The sequence below is a fragment of the Olleya sp. KJ81-1 genome (genome assembly GCF_055808135.1).
In genome coordinates this window covers 1,183,761-1,206,279 of record NZ_CM147854.1, presented here as the reverse complement: position 1 = coordinate 1,206,279, position 22,519 = coordinate 1,183,761, and the positions used below count along the sequence as shown (strand labels likewise).

Annotated in this window: 25 protein-coding genes, 1 other RNA gene and 1 pseudogene; 13 read left to right on the top strand and 14 right to left on the bottom strand. The window is 30.6% G+C overall.

All coding sequences use genetic code 11. The features are described from left to right. Positions 1-92 precede the first annotated feature (92 nt). The 4 genes from AC0L3M_RS05680 to AC0L3M_RS05665 all read right to left on the bottom strand — a co-directional run bounded on the left by AC0L3M_RS05680 (position 93) and on the right by AC0L3M_RS05665 (position 4,028). On the bottom strand, positions 93-1,646 hold the full coding sequence (locus AC0L3M_RS05680) for a hypothetical protein (RefSeq protein ID WP_473432157.1): 1,554 nt from the start codon (positions 1,644-1,646) through the stop codon (positions 93-95). Between the two features lie 71 nt (positions 1,647-1,717). Further along, positions 1,718-2,101, bottom strand: coding sequence for an acyl-CoA thioesterase (locus AC0L3M_RS05675; protein ID WP_473432156.1), 384 nt, complete (start codon positions 2,099-2,101; stop codon positions 1,718-1,720). 27 nt (positions 2,102-2,128) lie between these two features. Next, complete coding sequence (locus AC0L3M_RS05670; protein WP_473432155.1) at positions 2,129-2,881, bottom strand: hypothetical protein; 753 nt, start codon at positions 2,879-2,881, stop codon at positions 2,129-2,131. 109 nt (positions 2,882-2,990) lie between these two features. Further along, a complete protein-coding gene (locus AC0L3M_RS05665) occupies positions 2,991-4,028 on the bottom strand; it encodes a glutaminyl-peptide cyclotransferase (RefSeq protein ID WP_473432154.1) in 1,038 nt (345 codons plus the stop codon). Positions 4,029-4,116: 88 nt separating this feature from the next. On the opposite strand from AC0L3M_RS05665, the gene ffs reads away from it, so the two are divergent. The 3 genes from ffs to fsa all read left to right on the top strand — a co-directional run bounded on the left by ffs (position 4,117) and on the right by fsa (position 6,102). Next, positions 4,117-4,215, top strand: an RNA gene (gene ffs, locus AC0L3M_RS05660) — signal recognition particle sRNA small type. Between the two features lie 149 nt (positions 4,216-4,364). Further along, entirely contained in the window at positions 4,365-5,165 is an 801-nt protein-coding gene (locus AC0L3M_RS05655; RefSeq protein ID WP_473432153.1) for an SDR family oxidoreductase, read from the top strand. 283 nt (positions 5,166-5,448) lie between these two features. After that, the gene (gene fsa / locus AC0L3M_RS05650; protein ID WP_473432152.1) at positions 5,449-6,102 is read left to right on the top strand and encodes a fructose-6-phosphate aldolase; all 654 of its coding nucleotides are present in this window, start codon (positions 5,449-5,451) and stop codon (positions 6,100-6,102) included. Between the two features lie 91 nt (positions 6,103-6,193). On the opposite strand, the gene AC0L3M_RS05645 is transcribed toward fsa, so the two are convergent. From AC0L3M_RS05645 to AC0L3M_RS05605, 9 genes are all read right to left on the bottom strand, one after another. Beyond that, entirely contained in the window at positions 6,194-6,610 is a 417-nt protein-coding gene (locus AC0L3M_RS05645; protein WP_473432151.1) for a hypothetical protein, read from the bottom strand. Beyond that, positions 6,603-7,043, bottom strand: coding sequence for a DUF2452 domain-containing protein (locus AC0L3M_RS05640; protein WP_473432150.1), 441 nt, complete (start codon positions 7,041-7,043; stop codon positions 6,603-6,605). Before AC0L3M_RS05640 ends, AC0L3M_RS05645 begins: the two co-directional genes overlap by 8 nt. 35 nt (positions 7,044-7,078) lie before the next feature. Then, positions 7,079-7,588, bottom strand: a complete 510-nt coding sequence (locus AC0L3M_RS05635; RefSeq protein ID WP_473432149.1) for a peptide-methionine (S)-S-oxide reductase — start codon at positions 7,586-7,588, stop codon at positions 7,079-7,081. Positions 7,589-7,953: 365 nt separating this feature from the next. Further along, positions 7,954-9,516, bottom strand: a complete 1,563-nt coding sequence (locus AC0L3M_RS05630) for a protein adenylyltransferase SelO (protein ID WP_473432148.1) — start codon at positions 9,514-9,516, stop codon at positions 7,954-7,956. 148 nt (positions 9,517-9,664) lie between these two features. Continuing rightward, complete coding sequence (locus AC0L3M_RS05625; protein ID WP_473432147.1) at positions 9,665-10,357, bottom strand: patatin-like phospholipase family protein; 693 nt, start codon at positions 10,355-10,357, stop codon at positions 9,665-9,667. 8 nt (positions 10,358-10,365) lie between these two features. Next, entirely contained in the window at positions 10,366-10,866 is a 501-nt protein-coding gene (locus AC0L3M_RS05620) for a universal stress protein (RefSeq protein ID WP_473432146.1), read from the bottom strand. A gap of 11 nt (positions 10,867-10,877) precedes the next feature. Beyond that, positions 10,878-11,207, bottom strand: coding sequence for a universal stress protein (locus tag AC0L3M_RS05615; protein WP_473432145.1), 330 nt, complete (start codon positions 11,205-11,207; stop codon positions 10,878-10,880). An 89-nt stretch (positions 11,208-11,296) separates the two neighbouring features. Beyond that, complete coding sequence (locus AC0L3M_RS05610) at positions 11,297-12,346, bottom strand: response regulator (protein WP_473432144.1); 1,050 nt, start codon at positions 12,344-12,346, stop codon at positions 11,297-11,299. Beyond that, a complete protein-coding gene (locus AC0L3M_RS05605) occupies positions 12,346-13,482 on the bottom strand; it encodes a PAS domain-containing sensor histidine kinase (RefSeq protein WP_473432143.1) in 1,137 nt (378 codons plus the stop codon). The genes AC0L3M_RS05610 and AC0L3M_RS05605 overlap by 1 nt, the downstream gene beginning before the upstream one ends. Positions 13,483-13,614: 132 nt before the next feature. Here AC0L3M_RS05605 and AC0L3M_RS05600 point away from each other — a divergent pair, with 132 nt between their 5' ends. From AC0L3M_RS05600 to AC0L3M_RS05560, 9 genes and pseudogenes are all read left to right on the top strand, one after another. Then, entirely contained in the window at positions 13,615-14,046 is a 432-nt protein-coding gene (locus tag AC0L3M_RS05600; protein WP_473432142.1) for a hypothetical protein, read from the top strand. Then, positions 13,994-15,073, top strand: coding sequence for an efflux RND transporter periplasmic adaptor subunit (locus AC0L3M_RS05595; protein ID WP_473432141.1), 1,080 nt, complete (start codon positions 13,994-13,996; stop codon positions 15,071-15,073). The genes AC0L3M_RS05600 and AC0L3M_RS05595 overlap by 53 nt, the downstream gene beginning before the upstream one ends. Further along, a complete protein-coding gene (locus tag AC0L3M_RS05590) occupies positions 15,073-16,335 on the top strand; it encodes an ABC transporter permease (RefSeq protein ID WP_473432140.1) in 1,263 nt (420 codons plus the stop codon). Before AC0L3M_RS05595 ends, AC0L3M_RS05590 begins: the two co-directional genes overlap by 1 nt. Positions 16,336-16,337: 2 nt before the next feature. Further along, complete coding sequence (locus AC0L3M_RS05585) at positions 16,338-17,012, top strand: ABC transporter ATP-binding protein (RefSeq protein ID WP_339809397.1); 675 nt, start codon at positions 16,338-16,340, stop codon at positions 17,010-17,012. Positions 17,013-17,094: 82 nt separating this feature from the next. Continuing rightward, complete coding sequence (locus AC0L3M_RS05580; RefSeq protein WP_473432139.1) at positions 17,095-17,307, top strand: hypothetical protein; 213 nt, start codon at positions 17,095-17,097, stop codon at positions 17,305-17,307. Continuing rightward, positions 17,308-18,196, top strand: a pseudogene (locus tag AC0L3M_RS05575) (DnaJ C-terminal domain-containing protein). Positions 18,197-18,198: 2 nt separating this feature from the next. Next, positions 18,199-18,495 carry a chaperone modulator CbpM gene (locus AC0L3M_RS05570; RefSeq protein ID WP_473432138.1) on the top strand — a complete coding sequence of 99 codons (297 nt, stop codon included), beginning with the start codon at positions 18,199-18,201 and terminating at the stop codon, positions 18,493-18,495. A 7-nt stretch (positions 18,496-18,502) separates the two neighbouring features. Next, positions 18,503-19,411, top strand: a complete 909-nt coding sequence (locus AC0L3M_RS05565) for a mechanosensitive ion channel family protein (protein WP_473432137.1) — start codon at positions 18,503-18,505, stop codon at positions 19,409-19,411. A gap of 5 nt (positions 19,412-19,416) precedes the next feature. Further along, positions 19,417-19,866, top strand: coding sequence for a pyridoxamine 5'-phosphate oxidase family protein (locus tag AC0L3M_RS05560; protein WP_473432136.1), 450 nt, complete (start codon positions 19,417-19,419; stop codon positions 19,864-19,866). Between the two features lie 78 nt (positions 19,867-19,944). Here AC0L3M_RS05560 and AC0L3M_RS05555 read toward each other — a convergent pair whose 3' ends face one another. Beyond that, positions 19,945-20,715 (bottom strand): RNA polymerase sigma factor, encoded by a 771-nt coding sequence (locus AC0L3M_RS05555; protein WP_473432135.1) that lies wholly within the window; start codon positions 20,713-20,715, stop codon positions 19,945-19,947. A gap of 193 nt (positions 20,716-20,908) precedes the next feature. On the opposite strand from AC0L3M_RS05555, the gene AC0L3M_RS05550 reads away from it, so the two are divergent. Then, positions 20,909-22,285 carry a sugar porter family MFS transporter gene (locus AC0L3M_RS05550; RefSeq protein WP_473432134.1) on the top strand — a complete coding sequence of 459 codons (1,377 nt, stop codon included), beginning with the start codon at positions 20,909-20,911 and terminating at the stop codon, positions 22,283-22,285. The last annotated feature ends 234 nt before the right edge of the window (positions 22,286-22,519 follow it).

Genomic DNA, 22,519 nt, shown 5'->3' with positions numbered 1-22,519 from the left:
TTTTTAATTTTATCATGACTAAATAATTGAGGGTTGTTATTTAGTTCAAAACTAATTGAAAAAGCTAGTCCTATTTTATTCTTTCGCTCAATCTAAAAAGTGATATGTTGAAATGCACCTAAGTCCGGACTAGTGGTTCTGTTAACGCCTAAAATATCATTTGGGACTTGTGCAGCAAATGCGGTGTTACCTTGACCATTAGCAGCTGAGTTTTCACCAATAATCATATCGTTTTCAAAAACATCTCTAAAATCAGGATCTTGGTTAAAAATCATGTTTTCATAATGTGTGGCATCATCAAAATCATAATTAGGACTAGAAAAGAAATTACTAGAATCTTGAAAACGTAGTAAACAATTAGTAAACTTAAAGTTAAAAACTACAGATGCGTCTTCAATTTGATCAATTAATAACTCAGGATTATCATTTCCGTAAATAATACAATTACTAAAATTAGCTTCGGTTAAATCCGAAATAAACGCAGTGTTTTCTTCATCGATAACAAAATTATTAATTAATAAAGCTGGAAATTGTCTAAAACTACTGTTCCAATAATTAGCAATAGTGGAGTGGGTGACATTGTATTTTCCACCTAAAGTGGCACCAAAACTAGCTTGTCCAGCATTATTTAAAACAATATTATCTGCTTTAATCGACGTGTTTCGTCCTAATATACCAAACGTACTTATGTTAAATATCTGAGAGTTTGTAATGGTTAATTTATCGGTTACAGCATCTGCATTACCATCGGATAACACACCTACGGTTGCATTTTTAATTGTAGCATGATTAATAGTATTATTTTGACTGCCTTCAAATAACCAAATAGTTCCCCATTGTCCAGGTACATCACTGTATATTGGCTCTAAACGGTCACCTTCAAAAATGACTTCGTTTTCTAATACTTCTGGGTCACTACTTAAAGTACCATTAACATTTAAAGTAGCACCTTCGGATACTAATAAACCTGAGTTTGCATGAAAATGAACGCGTGCACCAGCATCTATGGTTAGTGTTTCTCCATTTGGTACAGCTGCATAGCCATAAATAACGTATGGTTTTTGATTAGTAAAAGTTAATTCTTCAGGTAGTAACTCGCGACCTTGTATATCTGTTGCAACAGATTCACCATCAATAGTTAAAGTCAAGGTTTCAATTATGCCAGTTGTATTGTCCTTATCAGGATAAATAAAAATAGCGTCTTTAACTAAAGTTACTAAATCTACATCTTGAAGATTATCTCCAGAATCAAACAATATTTTATCTGTATATACAAACTGATTATCAATAATAGGTGAGTTGTTTGTATTAAAAGTCGTTTCGATAAATATAAAAAGACTGTCTTTTGCTAGGATTTGCACGTCTTGAAAACTTTTTCCAGCTTGACCATCTACATTTAAACGATATCCAGAGTTTTCTCCGTTTTGTAAAGATACATTAGGTATAGATATATCGTCATCACTAGTGTTGTATACCTTTAAGTTGTACGTACTTGATCCAATATTTGCAAAAATAGTGTCTAAATAAATGGTGTCCTTAGAAAAACCTAAACTTCCAGTACTAGCCTGAAATTCAAAATCCTTACGACATGAACTGCAAAATAATATAAATCCAAGACAGCAAATAAAATATAGCGTACGCTTCATAAAATGTAATTGTAACTTTGGTTGACTAAAATATAACTTTTTTGAGGGGTAAATAGTATATGACTTTAAAATTATTGAAAAATAGAAATTATGTCGTTTGTGATTCTTGCAGGTTTATTAGTCTCCGCATGTATTAAACACCATTTGGTTTCGGAATACGCACAAATTTTATCATCAACCAAAACCTCTACAACACGAACAGATTTAACACCTTGGCAAGATTTAATGTAGGTTTTAAGTGTTACTGTATCACCCAAAACAATTTGATGTTTATAGTCAATATGGTGTGACAGTAATACCCAATAAAAATCATTTTGCATTTTAGTTGGTGCTTCTTTTTGCCAATGTGTTTTTGCAATGTGATTTACCCATTCAATATAGCGCACATTATTAACGTGATTTAGCGCATCTAAATCATCAAGAGTAACTATTAAATTTTTATTATAGGTTTTCATATTTTTAATTAAGTACTAAAATACCACTTATTGTTGGTTTTTAAAGTCAGCAATAATTTTATTAAAGGTCTTTCCTTTTTGCACAAAAAGCTCTATCAAATCTACTTCTTTATCTTTTTTTAAAAGCTCGCTATCAAGCCTGTTTTTAATAACAAATTCAAAAAACATAGGAATGTATTCCTCTTCAATTTCTAAATCTTGAGTTAAAAAGCGTCTGTTAAATACTCTAGAATTTTCAAACACTGTTTCTAAATCTTCGTAAGTCATCTCAATAAAAGGTGGCTCGACATATTTGTCCTTATTTTCAAACAATTTAGCAATCAGTCCAATAACTTGTATAATATCAATTCCACCAGTTGTAGGTTGTTTAGAGTACAAATGAGGATTATTTTTTATGTCTGCCAAAATCTGGTTTTTAAGCTCAATTTCAACAACATTAATATCCGCTAAAATCTCTTTATAAGGTTCAATAAGTTTAACCTCGTCTAGGTTATTAAAAACCTGTTTAAGCTCAATAACTACACTTTCGTGGAAATGATGCCCTTTTAAAACTAACTTTTGCTCATTATAAAATAAAGAACTAACATGAAGCGTGTCTCCAATGTTTCCTGCTATTGAAAATGTTCCGTTAGCATCGGAAGCTGTCATTTTTTTGGAAGTTAAGTTAGTTATTTTAATATTTTCTATGGTAGAAATGGAGTCGTAAACAATACCATTTACCGTTTGTGCGGATGCAAAATAGCTTGTCAAAAAGACTAATAAAAGCGTAAAATTTTTCAATAGTTGGTTGGTTGATTAGTCTCAAATTTAGATTTATCAATGACATGAAAAATTTAATTAAGAGACTTTAACACCTAATTTATAATCTTTTAACTTTTATAAGACGACGTTAATTGTCCAAGATTTTAACCTCAAATAATTTGTCCCAACGTTTTCCAGTTAAGAAAAACGTTTTTGTTTCTGGATTATATGCAATACCGTTTAAACAGTTTTCGTTAATAGAAAAATTAGGAATTTGTTTGGTTAAAATAGTACAGTCAATTACAGCCTCTACAGCACCATTTTTAGGATTGATAATTGCAATTCCGTTTTTCTCCCAGATGTTAGCGTATAATTTGTTATTTGCGAATTCAATTTCGTTTAATCTTCCAATTTTTCCTTTTGTAGTGCACACTTGTATGTGGTCTTCTTCAATTAGCGTATCAGGATTTAGGCTCCAAATTAAACTAGTCCCATCACTTTTATACAGGTTAGTTCCGTCGTTAGCAAATCCCCAACCTTCTTTACTTTTTCCGTAATTAAAGCTGCTTTTCTTTTCAAGGGTAGTGGCATCATAAGTAAATCCTTTTTGACCTTGCCAAGTTAAATGGTAAACGGTATTATTAAGTACAGTTATACCTTCTCCAAAAAAAGCATCAGGAATGGCAACTTGGGTAATGACGTTACCAGTTTTATAATCTATTTTTCTAATTTTAGATTCGCCACGTTGTCCAGTACTTTCATAAAGCACACCATTATTAAACTCTAAACCTTGAGTAAAAGAAGTGTTATCATGCGGAAACGTATTTATAATTTCTATCGTTAAAAATTTTGGAGCCACATCACTTAACAATGCAATAGTTTGATTGATTTCGGCAGTTTCGCCATCAAAATTAATGGTAGCTTTTAAATTATGTTCTCCTAATTTAAAGTCAGAAAGCGGTTGTTTAGCCTCAATTGGTTTGCCATCTAATTGATAACTTGCAGAGGTTATTGGTATGTTTTTAGGATTTTTTAAAGACACTTCTAGCGTTTTGTCAATGCTAATTGTACCATTTTGAGCGTTGGTTGTTACCGAAAAGCTCTTTTTTTGCGCTTCTACGTCGTCACCACAAGAAAATAATGTGATTGCTAAAAATATGATTGTAAGGTATTTAAATGCTTTCATTTTGTAAACTTATTTGAGAGCAAGTTATTTATTAAAATTCATTATAAAAAATGATTGCAAGAAAATAAAATGTGTGTATCTTTGCACCTGGCAAGTCCTACACAACCAGCTCCTGTTGAATCCTCCAGGTCGGGAACGAAGCAAAGGTAGATGGTCGTAGCGGTGTGATGTAGGTAGCTTGCCTTTTTTTGATTACTCTAAATCCTTTTTTAAAAAGAGATTTAAAAACATAAAATAAAGATTTGTTAGTTAATTCTAGCAAATCTTTTTTGCTTTTACGATGTTTTCTCAGAAGCATTATTAATTTTACAGTTCTTAATTTATTATTTACAAATCATGTCTAAAGTTGTATTAATTACAGGAGGTTCTTCTGGAATAGGAAAATCTATTGGTGAGTTTTTAACCGAAAAAGGGTGCATTGTTTATGGTACCAGTCGTAATCCGTCTAATTACGCCAACAGTAAATTTAAGTTGGTAGCTTTAGATGTTAATGATACGGTTACTATTGCAGCTGCTGTAAAAACAGTAATAGACGCAGAAGGTAAGTTGGATGTGTTGGTTAATAATGCAGGTGTTGGTATAAATGGTGCGATTGAAGAAATTCCGCAAGAGCAAATCCAACATAACTTTAATACTAACTTTTTTGGACCTATAAATGTTATTAAAGCGGTGTTGCCTCAAATGCGAGTGCAACAGTCTGGTTTGGTTATAAACATTACATCCATTGCTGGATATATGGGATTGCCATATCGTGGTATTTATAGTGCTAGTAAAGGAGCTTTAGAGCTTGTAACAGAAGCGTTACGCATGGAAACTAAGGATTTTGGAGTTAAATTTACTAATATAGCTCCTGGTGATTTTGCTACAAATATTGCTGCCGGACGTTATCATGCACCAGTTTTAAAAGACTCGCCTTACACCAAATATCCAGACGTACTTAAAGATATTGACGATCATGTAGATAATAGCAGTAGTCCAATTGCTGTGGCTAAAAAAGTGCATTTGGTTATTAATACTAAAAATCCGAAAATACATTATAAGGTTGGCGCGCCAATGCAAAAATTTTCTATTGTTTTAAAGTTTTTATTACCTGATAAAATGTACGAGAAACTATTATTGAATCATTATAAATTATAGGAAATCCCAAATAACAAATTCGAAATTTCAAGTTCCTAAATTAATTTAATCGGTTGGAATTATTTTTAACTTCGTAAAAACATTTGACTTTGAGTAAAATGTTAATATCATTTGATATCATTATTTTACTTGCAAAAGTTAAATTGTAACTTTGCATTGCGTTAAGGATGGAAGTGGCATCCTTTTTTTGCTGCCATAAATGGCAAAAAAAGATATAACGGACAGCCTGACCCTTGTGGTAACGCCCAAATAATTAAATATACACAACTTAAATATTTTTTAAATGAAATTTTTTATTGATACTGCCAATTTAGACCAAATTAGAGACGCTCAGGATATGGGTATTTTAGATGGTGTTACAACTAACCCGTCTTTAATGGCTAAAGAAGGGATTACTGGACATGATAATATTATGAAGCATTATGTTGACATTTGCAATATTGTGGATGGTGATGTTAGTGCGGAAGTAATATCTACTGACTTTGAAGGTATGGTTAGAGAAGGTGAGGCACTTGTGGAATTACATGATCAAATCGTGGTTAAATTACCAATGATTAAGGATGGTATTAAGGCTTGTAAATATTTTAGCGATAAAGGTATTAAAACTAATGTAACGTTAGTATTTTCTCCTGGTCAAGCATTATTAGCTGCTAAGGCTGGAGCAACTTACGTGTCTCCGTTTATTGGACGTTTGGACGATATCTCTACGGATGGTTTAAACTTGATTGCTGAGATTAGACATATCTATGATAACTATGCTTTTGAAACTGAAATTTTAGCTGCATCTGTACGTCACACAATGCACGTTATTGACTGTGCTAAATTAGGTGCTGATGTTATGACAGGACCTTTAAGCTCTATTGAAGGGTTATTAAGACATCCTTTAACGGACAGTGGTTTAGCTAAGTTTTTAGAAGATTACAAAAAAGGAAACTAGTTTTAGGACTTATTAAATAGTGGGCATTTTTGTTGCTATTTATTACCATAAAAAAAATCCCATGTGTTATACTTGGGATTTTTTATGCTTTTTATTTTGCTATTGTAATTAGGTTAATTATAAATAATAATGTCCAAATTGCTGTTCTGATCCAGTTTTTGGATACTAAATCTTGTAGTGTTTTTTCTGTACTTTTCCCGTTGTTAATTGTGTTGTGTAACGGAACAAATATTGCAAAAGTGGCTATCCAAGCACTAATAGTTAAAGCACTTCTAATATAAATAGAGGTGTTGGGTTGCGTAAATACTAGATATAAATACAGTATTAGCTGTCCAAACATTAACGGTATGACAATACTGGCGATTCTTACCGTGTATTTGGCATGCCATTTTAAAAGCGCTTCTTGATTATAGTATTTAAAGCTTGGATAAATTATAAGTTGTACCATCCAAATTAATACGACTAATCCAAAATCAAAGAGTAAACTTATGATGTGTAGATTACTCATTATCAATTAAGTCGTTGTTTGTAGCTTCTTCGTCGGTTCTTTTCCAAATGTGTTCCGAGTTTAAATAAAAACTGCCAATAAAGTCAAAATTGCATTGCTCTGGAGCAATAATGGATAAAAAGGGTTGTCCTTTTTTATCTCTATATAAATGATACGTGTCGCCAATTATGGGCTGAAAACTAAACTTAGCATTATAAACTAGATTATTATATTCTAGTTCTGCCATCATTTTTTCGTATTCGGCTTTTAACTCTAAATACTTGGCTTTAATTTGCTTATTGGCTTTGTGTACGTTTTTGTTTTTCCAGGTAACGTTTTCTGTTACTTTTATGGCAGGCGCACCAACGTTTGTTGCATACGGTTTTAAGGACGCATCGTATTTTTGTGTCTCTGGATTAAAAACAATATTATCAGGTTTTTTAGTGTCTGACATTCTTTTTCTTTTTTAACAAAGATACTAAATAGCTATTATTTAATAGATTTACGCTGTATGTTATCCGTTAAATGTTTGCTAAACTTTTGTTGTAATAACTTAAGTTTTGGATTAATATAAGTTTTACAAAACGGTTTATTTGGATTGTTTTTATAGTAGTTTTTAAATTGAATTTCTGACGGTTTAAAGTCTTTAAAAGGAAGTGTTTTGGTAATTAGTGGTGTATCAAATTCTGATTGTAACTTAATTAGAAGTAGGGAAGTAGCTTCTTTTTGAGCTTCTGAAAAATAATAGATAGCCGATCTGTATTTTGTCCGCATTGAATGGTTAGAGCTACTTTTATGCGTGTATAAATGTATTTGAATTAAGATATCAAGTGTAATTATTTCCGAATCAAAATGAACAATAACAGCTTCTGAGAAAGTTGTGTTACTTTTGGTTGAAGCTATAAAACCTTGGTCGACTTTATTTACACCTTTTAAGGCTTGAAATACTGCTTCTGTACACCAATGACAACCACCTCCAAATGCTATTTTATTGTTCATTGTTTTCTTTTTTTATTTAGCTCTCCTCTTATTTTAAGAGGAGAATGAATTTCTGCTTTGAAAAAAAGCAGGAAGAAAGAGGAGTTAGATTGTTATTTGTGTTTATTTTTTGTTGTTTTAAAACTGCTGCGCGTTTTAGGTCAAACTCTCCGATTTTTTCTGAAGTAAAAACCACCTCTCTTTAGCTAAAGAGAGGAGCTGTTTGCTATTTTGTTTTTGGTTATAGTTTTAGCTTTTGTTATTGCTTTTGTAATATCGTTACTCTATTCTTTTTTTGTTTTTCTCATTTTTTTTAGAGGAAAATGAATTTCTGCTTTGTAAAAAAGCAGGAAGAAAGAAGCGTTAAACATAATATATTTATAAAACTAAGAGCTACAAGATAACATGGAGCAACCAACCTTGTGTCTAGCCCATTCTGGTCGTTTTGCAAACCATTTTTCGTGTTTTGGCTGCTCTGCGTAAGGTTGTTTTAATAAGTTGAATAAGTCATCAATAAGCTTGTAATCACCTTTGTTAGCATCGTCTATTGCTAATTGCGCCATGTAATTACGTAAAACGTATTTTGGGTTTACGCTGTTCATGTTTTCTTTTTTCGCTTTCGCTGAAATTGGGTCGCGTTCCAAACGGTCTGCATAACTATCAAACCATAAATTCCATCTGTCTTTTACAGCTTCTGTTACAGATTTTATGTCGTAAAAAGAATCACGAATAATTTGTAATCCATTAGTCGGATTTGCACCATCAAAATCTGATAGATTACGGAAAAAGATAGTCATATCTGTTTCTGTTCGTTGCAGACAATCTTCTAATTCTTGAATCAGGTTGGCGTCTAATTGTTCTTCGGATGACAATCCAATTTTACTACGCATCATTTGCAGGTATTGCATGTCTTTTTGCTCGGCATAATTTGCTAGTACTGCTTCTAAACCTTCTGCCTCTTCAATTAATGGATATAACGCATTTGCTAATTGGTATAAATTCCAAAGGACAATATCTGGTTGTGATCCATATTGGTAGCGTTTGTTTTGATTGTCTGTCGTATTTGGCGTCCATCCAGGCTCAAAACCTTCTAACCAACCGTATGGTCCGTAATCTATGGTTAAACCTAGGATTGATAAGTTATCGGTATTCATAACACCATGCACAAAACCAACACGTTGCCAATGGATAACCATGTCTAAACTACGCATGGCTACGTCATTAAAAAACTGAACGTAAGCTTGTTTGTTTGGTGTGCCTAAATGCGAAAAATGATTTTTTATAGTATAGTCTACTAGTGTTTTTAAGGTTTCTGTATCCTGTCTTGAGGCTAAAATCTCAAAACTTCCAAAACGTAAAAAGCTTGGTGAAATTCGGGACACAATTGCGCCTTTTTCGTAAGCAGGATTACCATTATACATGACGTCACGTAATACTTGGTCTCCTGATAATGCTAAGCTTAAAGCGCGTGTAGTTGGTACACCTAAATGATACATGGCTTCGCTACATAAATACTCTCTGACTGAGCTTCGCAAAACAGCTAAACCATCTGCTGTTCTAGAATACGGAGTTTCACCAGCTCCTTTTAATTGTAGTTTCCAGTTTTTATTATTGTGTTCGACTTCAAATAAATTAATAGCACGTCCATCGCCTAATTGTCCGGCCCAATGTCCAAATTGGTGCCCACCATAACACATCGCATATGGCGTTGTGCCTTCAAACACGTTATTACCTGTAAACACATTTAAAAACTGTTTTGTTTTAGCATCGTTTTCTGACAAACCTAAGGTGTCCAACATCTCTGGAGAGACATGGATTAACTCTGGTTTTGCAGTCTGTTTAGGAGTCACAAAACTATAACAGGCTTTAGTGACTTGACGTCTACTATTGTCTGTAATTGGGTCTGCTGGAAGTTGTGTAGTAAATGTGTTTTTTATGTTCAGTTTCATGTCAAGCCTTTATATGACAAAGATACGGAATTGCTTGTCATAATAAGAGGTGTGCATTTTATTGCTTAACGGAATATATTTTAAGTCTTTGATATTTGGTTTTTTAAGACGTCTTTCATACTATCGTAACCAATTTTATAAATAGCATCTATATTTTTTTGTCAAAAAGTGCAAATTGACTTAGTGCTTGAGGTGCTATTAAAATATCACAATTTGAAAACTTTTCCATATCTGTTTTTACAGCACCTAATGTAATGGAACGCTCAATAATATTATGAAAATGTTTTAATTGCGCTTCTGTTTTTGTGTTATATAAATTTAAATAAACGCCAATAATTTGATCGCATTCTTTTTGTAGCACGTCCACAGGAAAGTTGTTAAGTACACCACCATCGACGTACAAGCCCTGTTTCATTTTTATTGGAGAAAATAATCCAGGAAAAGCTGCCGATGCTAAAACAGGTTTAATTAATTCACCTTCATTAAATACTTCTAAATCACCACTTAAAATATTTGTAGCAGTTATAAAAAGCTGTTTGTTTAATGCTTTAAAATTATCCTCTGGAAACTGTTTTTTAAAGTAGTTATAATATTTTTCGGCATCAATAAAACCAGGTTTACTAATAGCAAATTTTTTGTAGTTAAAAAGTTGGGTAGTTTTTAAAAATTCCATCATTTGTTGGCACGAAAAGCCATATGCATATAATGAACCAATTATAGCTCCTGCGCTTGTACCTGCAATATGTGTAGGGAAAATATTGTGTTCTTCTAATGCTTTAATTGCACCAATATGTGCAGCACCTCGCATACCACCACCAGAAAGAACTAAGCCTATATTCATCTTTTAAATTATTCGTGAAGCACTAAAAAGGGTACATCTGTTTGATAGCTAATGTCTTCAACTTTACTATGAAAAAGTATTTGTTGAAAATAGTTTAGATTTTTAGCTACCATAGCAATCATATCAATGGAATTTTCTTGTACAAAGGATTGTATTGCAGCTTCAATTTTTGTGTTAGTAAGGTAATGAAAACTATGCTTGTTAGCACTAAAGTAATCTGAAACAAACTCTTTATTCTTTTTTTGATCATTATTTAATACAGAGTTTTTCTTTGTAATATGAAGTACTCTTAATGCTGCATTAAATTTTTCTAAAATATCTACAACAGGTTGTAATGTTGTTATACCGTAAAATTGTAGAAAATCTGTAGGAAATGCAATCTGACTGAGAGTTTTAAAGGTTGCGTTTTCAGGTACCACTAAAGTATTGCATTTTACTTTGGTAATAATATCTGCGGAGTTGCTACCTAGGATTAGCTTTTGTAATCCGGAAGCTCCTTTTGTACCCATAACTATAAGGTCTATCTTTTTTCTAAAACTTGTTTTCTAACAGCGTCTATAAAAAAATCGACTTCGTTTATAGTATAAAAAGCATGATTTGGGTTATTTGGATATTGATTAGCTATTTTTTTTAAAAATGCGGTTAATTGTTTTTTAGCAGTAGCAGTATACGTCTCTTCAATAACAGCAGTATTAATGTTGTAATCCATTGTGTCCACAGAAACTTCTGCTAATCTATTGACATGCATTAAATAGAATGTACATGGTGTGTTTGCACAAAACTTAATTGCATATTCAATAGCGTTCCAAGAGTTTTTTGAAAAATCTGTAGGTAATAATATAGATTTCATTTAATTTTTATCTTATTAAAAACAAATCTATGCGTAACACTTGTTTTAAAAAATGATAAAAATCATATACCCTTTATTTAATAAGGCTATTAGTTAACTTCTTTAAGTTTTTCGATATCAATAATTTTAATGTTTCGACCTTCAATTTCTATTAATCCTTGTTTTTTAAAGGATGAAATAGTCCTAATTAAGGTCTCTGTTGCTATTCCAGCTACACTTGCTAAATCGTTTCTAGAAATTTTAATGGGCTCTTTAGGTTTGCAATTTAATTTGTCCGCAAATTTTAAAATTGTAGTTGCTGTTTTTTTGTAAACAGAACTGTAAGCCATTTCTAATAATTGATTTTTTACACCAGAAATATCATCTGTAAGTAATTGTATTAACTCTAAAGTTAATTTATGATTGGTATTTAAAATATTGGTTAATTCGTTTTTTGAAAGCCCAACTAATGATGTTTCACTTATAGTTGTTGCGGTTTCTTGATATGGTATGTTTTGTGTAAAAGAGGTATAGCCAAACAAGTCATCTTCTTTATGTAAAGCAGTGGTCAGCTCTTTTCCTTTTTCGTCTAATTTATGGCATTTTACTATACCTTTAAGTATTAAATAAACGTAGTTAGAGTTTTGACCTTCTTTGTAAATCTGCTCATCTTTACCATAATCAAACAGGTCTCCATTATCATCAAAAAAGTTTTTTAAGTCATTTAAATTTCTAAGCGTATCTGTTTTATCTGATTCAGGGTTTTGGGCTTCACGACGATCTTTTAAAATAGCAGCTTTAGCTAATCTACTTTCTATAGCGCTTATTATTTCATCCTCTTCAAAGGGTTTTGTAATATAGTCATCTGCACCTAAATCCATACCTTTTCTTACATCTTGTCTTTCGGTTTTTGCACTTAAAAAAATAAAAGGAATGTGCATTGTTTTTTCTTGCTTAGACAAGCCATCTAATACACCATATCCATCTAGTTCTGGCATCATTATATCGCAGATAATAATGTCTGGTGTGGTTGTTATTGCAGCTTCTAATCCTAATCTTCCGTTTGATGCAGTAGTCACGTGGTAGTCAGAAAGCTCTAAAAGTTCTTTAGTGTTTTCTCTTAAAACAGCGTCATCTTCAATTAAAAGTATGGTTTTCATTAGTTTGGTTGGTTTGGTATGGTAATGGTAAATGTGGAACCTATATTTTCTTCACTTTTAAAACCTATCGTTCCTCCTAGGTTTTCTAAATGTGTTTTCACAATATTTAATCCTATTCCTGTGCCTTGATTTAACAACGCATTTTCAGCCCTAAAATAACGATTAAAAATGTTTTTTTGATCGTTTTCTGGAATTCCAATTCCGTTATCAATAATTATAAAAGTTGTATTGATTGGATCTTGTTTTACTTTTAACTGAATGGTAGTATTTTCTGGCGAATATTTAATTGCATTATGCACTAGATTAGACAATGCTAATTCCAAAGTTTTCTCATCTTGAATTAGTGACATATCATCAATATCTTCTGGATAATTTATTTTTTGACCTTCTTTTAAAAGCATATTCGCATTATAAATAACTTCATTTATAACCTTACTTAATCTAAACTCTGTAAACCTATAATTTACTTTTCCAGATTCAAGTTTTTCTACAGATAAAAAGTCATTTAAAATATTATTAAGGTAGTGTACTTTACTATTAATGGTATTTATATGCTTGTCTCGTTTATCTTGTTGTTCTGCTAATTTGTATTTGCTTAGTAGCATAGACGAGGTTAAAATTCCGGTTAAAGGTGTTTTAAACTCATGTGAAACAAGAGATAGAAACTTTGTTTTTAAATCATTTAATTCCTTTTCTGTAGCTAAAGCTTCGGTAAGTTGTTTTGTGCGTTCGATAACTGTTTTTTCAAGTTTATCGGTATAATTTTTACGTTCTGTAATATCAATAGCCAATGCCATTACATATTTTTTTTCAGAGACATTAAATGGATTTAAACCAACTTCAACAGGAAAAGTACTGCCATCTTTTCTTGCAGCAAAAAGTGCGCGTCCTTTACCCATGGTACGTTTTTCGCTGTTTTTATAATAATTATTAAAATGCTGTCCATGACCTTTATGGTAGGTCTTAGGTATTAAAGTTTCTAGTGGTTTGTTGTTTAACTCATCTTTTTCATAGCCAAACATCTCTTCAGTGGACGAGTTTACAGCTATAATAATTTGGTTTTCGTCCACTATCAAAATACCTTCAGATATGGCTTCAGACAGTATTTCAAAAACATCTTGATTAGTTTTAAGCATACAGTGTTTTAAGCGTATTTATTAATGAAAATAAAATTACAAAAAAAAGTGGGAGTGCTCTACTTTTTGATGATTTATATCATGAAATAAGTTAAAGATTCGGCTTAATTTTCCGGTGTAATATTTTTGAATATGAAAAATGAAGATCATACCCTGAAACTATTTTATCAAAACCTTGGTAAGTTGTTTTACGCTATTGCTTGTATAGATGGGACAATTGAAGTTGATGAAATTAACGCTTTAAAATTTACAGTAGAAAAGGAATGGAAATTAACCGAAGATACATTTACAATCATTGATAGTTTTAGTTGGTTACATAGGGATCATGATTACAATGCAGACACCTGTTTTAAAAGTTTTTTGAATTTTATGAACACTAACAAAACGCTATTTACTGAATCACGAAAAGCATTAATAGTAAAAACAGCAAATGCAGTAGCAAGTAGTTTTTCTAATCGTAATAAATCAGAATTAATGCTGTTAGCTAAATTAGATATTGAATTAAAAAAATATGAAAAATCTTGTATTAATAGGTCTTGTTTTATTGCTTTTATCTTGCAATAGTAAAACAGAAAAGATGTTTCCGATAGCTCAAGATTTAACCCAATCTGTATACACGTCTGTAACAATACAACCGGATAGTCTATATCAAGCGTATGCTATTGTTGCAGGTATTTTAGATAAAAATTTTGTTGAAGAAGGTGATGTTGTTAAAAAAAGCCAAGCGATAGCTCAAATAATAAATAATGCACCAGTTTTAAATACACAAAATGCTAAACTGTCTTTAGATTTAGCAAAGGAAAATTATAATGGGAGTGCAGCTATTTTATCAGGGATTAAAGATGAAATTGAAGCAGCAAATTTGAAGTATAAAAACGATTCGATTAACTTTTTTAGGCAGCAAAACCTTTGGACACAAAATATAGGCTCTAAAGCCGATTTTGATGCAAAACAACTTAACTATCAACTGTCACAAAATACTTTAACATTACTTAAAAATAAATATTACCAAACTAAAAATCAATTAAATACAAGTGTAAAACAAGCGCAAAATAATTACCAAACGTCTTTAATAAGTACTAAGGATTTTACAGTAAAAAGTGCTGTAAATGGTAAAGTTTATGCGCTTTATAAATCCTCTGGCGAGTTGGTTAATACCATGGAACCTGTGGCATCTATTGGAAGTGCTACAACTTTTATTATTGAAATGTTAGTGGATGAAGTGGATATTGTAAAAATTGTAAAAAATCAAGATGTATTAATCACTCTAGATGCGTACACAGGAAAAGTATTAGAAGGTAAGGTGTCTAAAATATATCCTAAAAAGGACGAACGTAATCAAACATTTAAAGTCGAAGCCATTTTTGTAAATCCTCCCGAAGTGTTATATCCAGGACTATCAGGAGAAGCTAATATTGTAATCTCTAAAAAAGAAAACGTGTTAACCATTCCAAGAAATTACCTGATTAATAGTAACCAAGTAAAAACAGCAGAGGGTTTAATTACCATCAAAACAGGTTTACAAAACATGGGATTTGTGGAGGTTATTGACGGAATTACTAAAGAAACCTACATCTATAAACCAGAATAATGGTAAACTGGACCATCATATTAAATATTGCAAAAACGCATTTGCTAACAAAATTTAAGCAAACTGCAATTGCAGCCTTAGGTGTTACTTTTGGTATTGGAGCGTATATAACTTTAGTTAGTTTTATGACAGGTTTAAATGCTATGTTAGACGATTTAATTTTAAATCAAACACCACATATTCATGTTTATAATGAGATTGAACCCTCTAAAAAACAACCTGTAGAGCTTTACGATGCTTTTAAAAATAGCATTAACGTAGTACATTCTATTAAACCAAAATTAAGTCAGAAAAAAATACACAATGCTTTACCTATTATTAAATTTTTAAATGAAAAGGAAGACGTAAAAAGTGCCATTCCGCAAATAAAAACGCAAATATTTTATATTTCAGGATCCATTGAAATTGCTGGTAATATTACTGGTATCCAACCTGTAGAGGAGGCACGACTATTTAACTTTAGAGATTATATTATTGAAGGCGCTCCAGAAAAACTAAAAAATACAGAAAACGGAATTTTATTAGGTTCTGGAATAGCAAAAAAAATGTCCTTACAATTAGGAGACCGAGTGCAAGTTAGTACAATAAAGGGTGATATTTTTCCTTTAAAAATTGTTGGAATTTATCAAAGTGGTGTTGCAGATATTGATGCTATCCAAAGTTTTGTAAACCTAAAAACAGTCCAACGGATTTTAGGAGAAGCCGAGAACTATATTACAGATATTAATGTCAAGCTTTTTGATATTGATAAAGCTTTACCATTATCCAAAAAAATAGAGCAACAATTTAATTTAACTGCTATTGATATTAACACAGCAAATGCTCAGTTTGAAACAGGAACAACCATTAGAAACCTAATTACCTACGCTGTATCAATAACGTTATTAATAGTTGCAGGCTTTGGTATTTATAACATTTTAAATATGCTTATTTATGAGAAAATGAATGATATAGCTATTTTAAAAGCCATAGGATTTTCAGGAAAAGATGTACAGTACATTTTTATGAGTCAAGCTATGATTATTGGTCTGGTTGGTGGTGTTTTAGGGCTATTAATAGGATTTGTTTTTACTAACATAATTAGTACAATTCCGTTTAAAACAGAAGCTTTGCCAACCGTAGATACTTATCCAATAAATTTTAATGGTTGGTTTTATATTATAGGTATTGTATTTGCTATGATATCTACCTTTTTTGCTGGTTACTTACCATCCCGAAAAGCTAAAAAAATAGATCCAGTTAAAATAATAAGAGGTCAATAATTATGAAAACAGTTCTGGAAGCAAAAAACATAAATAAATACTTTAAAAAGCCTGTGCTTTTTCATGTTTTAAAAGATATTAATTTTAAAATTAATGAAGGCGAATTTGTTTCCATAATGGGAAAATCTGGTTGCGGTAAGTCTACCTTATTATACATTTTGTCTACCATGGATTCAGACTATGAAGGTGATTTATATTTAAATGACGATTTATTAACAGGTGATAGTCCTAATAAATTATCTTATGTAAGAAATAAACATATAGGCTTTGTCTTTCAGTTTCATTATTTGCTTTCCGAATTTACAGTGCTAGAAAACGTAATGCTTCCAGCTAAAAAATTAGGAGAAAAAAGTTTAAAAGAGATTGAAAAAGATGCACTAGAAAAATTAAGAATTTTAAATATCCAACATTTAGCTTATAAACGTGCTTCTCAAGTTTCTGGTGGCGAAAAACAACGTGTAGCAATAGCTAGAGCACTTATAAATAATCCGTCTATAATTATGGGAGACGAGCCAACTGGTAATTTAGATAGCCATAATGCAGATAACGTGTTTAATATTTTTAAAAAACTAAGTGTAGAAGAAAACCTTTCATTATTAATCGTAACACATGATACAGATTTTGCAAATCGAACAGATCGGATAATCACTATGGAAGATGGTCAAATAATTAGCTAATTATTAATGCCTTAAAACTGATTTTAATCATATTATTCTTGTAAATTTAAGAGTAAATTTATTGTTATTAAATAAGTTAGGTATGATAACAAAGCAAGAGCTATTAACCCAAATCACACAATTAACATCTAATATAGAAACCAATTATCCCGAATTGTACACCTTTTTGTTGGAAGAACCAATTACGATTCCTTCTGAAAAACATCCACATATTGATATTCCAGAATTACAGGACTATTTAAACACCTTAAAACAGGAGCTTAAACACCATATAGAAAATCATAAAACTAAATAAATGGCAGTTATAGATTATTACAAAACGTTGGGTATTGCCAAAACAGCTTCGGAAAAGGACATAAAAAAGCCTACAGAAAACTAGCGCGTAAGTTTCATCCAGATTTAAATCCAAACGATAAAGAAGCTGAAAAAAATTTAAGGAGATTAATGAAGCCAATGAGGTATTAAGCAATCCGGAAAATCGTAAAAAATACGATCAATATGGAGCGCATTGGCAAAATGCTGAAGCCTATGAGCAGGCAAAACAGCAACAGCAACAACAAAGAGCATATCAAGGACAAGCAGGAAATTCTGGTAGTTATAGCGAACAAGATTTTGAAGATATGTTTGGTAGTATGTTTGGTGGTCAAGCATCTGGAAGACAAAGAAACACTAGATTTAGAGGTCAAGATTTTAATGCAGAGCTTCATTTAGATTTAAAAGATGTTTATACCGATCATAAACGCACACTTACTGTTAATAATAAAAACATCAGAATCACCATTCCTGCTGGAGTAGAAAATGGACAAACCATTAAAATTAAAGGTCATGGAGGTAAAGGGGTTAATGATGGACCAAATGGTGATTTATACATTCAGTTTTCTATTCAAAATCATTCAAAATTTAAAAGAGATAAAGATAACCTTTACACAACTGTAGATTTAGACTTATACACTGCTATGTTAGGTGGAGATTTAATGGTGGATACTTTTAATGGTAAAGTAAAATTAACGGTTAAACCAGAAACTCAAAACGGAACAAAAGTTAAGTTAAAAGGTAAAGGGTTTCCTAAGTATAAAAAAGCAGAACAGTTTGGAGATTTATATATAACCTATCAAATAAAAACACCGACAAACCTTACAGATAAAGAGAAAGATTTATTTACCCAACTTCAAAAATTAAGATAATTATGGAAGTAACAGATTTAATTTCTATAACAACTTTTTGTACGCATTACAACGTGCCTACAACGTTTATAAATGATTTAAAAGATTATGAACTAATTGAAATTGTGGTTTTAGATAATGATAATTACATTAAAATAACACAAATTAGTGAGGTTGAAAAATTGATGCGTTTACACTTTGATCTTAATATAAATTTAGAAGGTTTAGATGCAGTTTATAATTTATTACAACGTGTAGAGGACATGCAAAATCAAATAACATCGCTTAATAATAAACTAAGATTATACGAAGATTTATAGTTGAATAATGGAGAAAATAAATCAATGGTTTTTAGAGTATCCACTATTGCAAAGTATAATTAAATATATTGTAATAGTTGTTTTTGTATTGCTTTGTGTACAATTTATTAGACGCTTTTTAAAAAAGAATATTGCTAATACTTCTGTTAGATATAAATCTCAAAAAGGGATTGAGCTAATAGGTTATTTTCTGTTAGCTTTTATTACAGTTTTATACTTTACAGGAAGCATTAAAGATTTTACAGTTACGCTAGGTTTATTGTCTGCTGGTTTAGCATTTACTCTGCAAGAATTAATTTTAAGCATTGCAGGATCCGTGTATATTTTTGTTGTAAAAGTGTATGAACCAGGAGACAGAATAGAAATTAACGGAATCAAAGGAGACGTCATTGATGTAGATAGTATTTATACCACAATGATGGAAATTGGGCAATGGGTAGAAAGCGATAATTATACAGGCCGAATTGTAAAATTAAGTAATGCATTTGTCTTTAAAGGACCTGTTTATAACTACTCTAAAGATTTTCCATTTATTTGGGACGAGTTTAATTTACCAATACGTTATGGTTCTGATATTGATTTAGCAAAATCCATAATTATAAAAGCAGCAACAACAACATTAGCAGAATATACAAAAGCATCTAAAGATCAATGGAAAGAAGTCGTTAATAAATATTATATAGAAGATGCAATGGTAGAGCCTACTTTAGCAACCACACTTACAGATAATTGGATTAAATTTAATTTAAGATATATCGTAGATTATAAAAAACGAAGAATAACAAAACACATATTAAATGATTTAATTAGGACAGAAATTGAAGCAACCAATGGTAAAGTTGTTTTAGCTTCTCAAACTATTGAGTTAATTAAAATACCTGATTTAAAAGTAGAAACAAACACTAAAAAACACTAAGCATTATGTTTAAAAATCTAGAAGAAAAAGAAATAGAATACATTTTAGAAAACAATTATATTGGACAATTAGGTTATATATATAACAATACTCCGTTTGTAATCCCAATAACCTATTTTTTTGACAAAGAAAAGCATGCAATTATATGTTACTCTGGAGATGGTCATAAAATGAATGCTATGCGTAAAAATCCAACAGTGTCAATGTTAGTTTCTGATGTAGAAAATGTTACTAATTGGAAATCTGTATTAGTACACGGTAAATTTGAACAACACTTTGGTAGTGATGCTAAAGCCTATTTGCATAAATTTTCTTTGGGAATAAAAGATATTATTTTAGAAAAAGAACATAGTAAAGCTAACTTTATAAGTGATTTTTCTAGTAAAATTTATAAGGATGATATTCCTGCTGTGTTTTTAATTAATATAGAAGATATAACAGGAAAAAAAGACTAGACTTTAAAGCCTAATATTAAAATAGAATATAAAAAAAGAGCTATTAATAAATAGCTCTTTTTTTAAATTAAAATCGGATTAATTATTTAAATACCTATTAAATAAGCTAATTTGTAAAGCTTTTTTAGCATCGCTAAATAATTTTTTAACCTCAGTTATAGATAATTTTCTAACTACTGCAATCTCTTCAAAGGATAAATGCTCATTAGTAAATAACTCAAAAACTTGACGCATTGCATTTGGTAAATTTCCAACAACAAAAGCTGTGTGTTTTTTTGATTCATCTTGTTTTAAATGCTTATCAATTTTATTAATAAAATCGACTTCATTCTCTTCAATAAAAATAGGTTTTAATTCGTAGTCATTATGATTGTAAGAGCTATCAGACAACTCCTCAATTAGCAATAAATCACCATCTGCATCCTTAGTATATTTTTCTTCCATAGCATCCCATTCAGGTTTAGAATAGGTGTCAATATTTTTAAAAAAGAAGTCATTAAATTCTTCTTCAACTTTAATGTCTTCCATTATTTGATCGACTTTTAAGTACAACCAAGCATAAAAGTCTTTTTCATGTTTAACGTCTTCAATATGATCGTAAATTTCTATAAAAAGTTGATCTATTATATCATCACCTTTATATTTTCCTTTGGAAAAATGTCCTTGACTAATATAAACATTAAGTTGTCTATTAATGTAATTCCGTAAAACAGGTAATATTTTTAAAACTAAATTATTAAAGGCGTCTTTATCACCTTCATTTTTAAATTGAAGAAGATCAGAATGTGATTGTTTAACAAATAATCTAAATTCATTTTTACTTTGATAATACTTAATATTTGTATTCATAATAATAAGTTTACTATAAAATTACTTAAAATGTATACATTAAAACATGATATTAATCACATAAAATAATCTGTTAAGATTACTTTAATAATATAATGCTTACAATTAAAAAATACTAACCATACAAAAACCAAACATGTTGAATTTATTATCAATTTAATAGTATATTTATTGGCTAACAAAAATTATTTAAATGAAAAAAAGTGTTTTCTTACTTCTAATTGCAGCTGTATCAGCATTAGGAGGTTTATTATTTGGTTATGATACAGGTGTTATAAATGGCGCTCAATATTATCTTACAGAACATTTTCAATTAAGCGATGCTTTAAAAGGATGGGTTGTTGGTAGTGCACTATTAGGTTGCTTTGTTGGAGCAATAGTAGCAGGACCATTAAGTATAAAAACAGGTAGAAAATGGTCTTTAATTATTTCGGCATTATTATTTACACTATCAGCATATGGTTCTGGCTTACCAGAAATTTTTCCACAATCAGTTAGTATGCTAGTGTTTTTTAGAATTTTAGGAGGATTAGGTATAGGTGTAGCATCTATGAATGCACCAATGTATATAGCAGAAATTGCACCTTCTAACATAAGAGGTCGTATGGTAACGTACTATCAATTAGCGATAGTTATAGGCTTTTTTGTAGTGTTTTTAGCAACTTATTATATAGGAAACAATTTAACAGTAGCTGAAAATATAGAATTTGGATGGCGTCGTATGTTTTGGTCAGAGTTAATACCAAGTGGCTTATTTTTAATACTATTATTTTTTGTGCCTAAAAGTCCAAGATGGTTAGCTTTAAAAGGAAAAGATAAAGAGGCATTAATTGTATTAGAGCAAATTAATGATGCCGAAGTAGCGTCTAAAGAGATGTTACAAATTAAAAAATCTTTAAACCAAAATAATGATGGTATTAAGGTTAGTTATTTTTCTAAAGCTATATTAATAATCATAGCAATAGGTACTGCTTTGTCTATGTTGCAACAATTTACAGGTATAAATGCAGTGTTATATTATGGTGCAGATATTTTTGAAAAAGCCTTAGGTTTTGGAAAAGAAGATGTTTTAGCACAACAAATATTATTAGCATTTGTCAACTTAGTCTTTACTTTTGTAGCCATGTTTACGGTAGATAAATTTGGACGTAAACCTTTATTGTACATAGGATCAATAGGGATGATAATTGGATTTTTGCTATTAGGAGTTACATTACAACAAGAAAGTGTTGGTATGTTATCATTAATTGGTGTTTTAGTTTTTATTGCATCTTTTGCTTTATCAATGGGACCTGTTGTTTGGGTATTATTGTCAGAGATGTTTCCAAATAAAATACGTAGTGTGGCTATGTCAGTAGCTGTAGCAGCACAATGGGCTGCAAATTATGTAGTATCTCAATCTTTTCCAATGGTTATGGGAAGTGAGACTAATAACAGTGCTCCATGGAATGGCTCTTTACCTTATTTTATATTTATTGCTTTTATATTAATTATAGTGTACGTAACCTATAAATTTATACCAGAAACTAAAGGTAAATCTTTAGAAGAGATTGAAGGGTTTTGGGAGTAATGTCAAAACTTATAATTTTAAAAAGCCATAACAGATTAAACGTTATGGCTTTTTTTATATTTCAAAATCTAATAGAATAAATAGGATGGTTTTTATAAAGTATTAAGTCTAATGTTTTCATCGCATTTTTGTCACAACTTTTAAGTATGTTGTATTAATAAGCTTATTTAAGAAAATTTTAATGTAATATTTAAATTATTGATGCTTAAATACACTAATTTAAAGACTTAATTA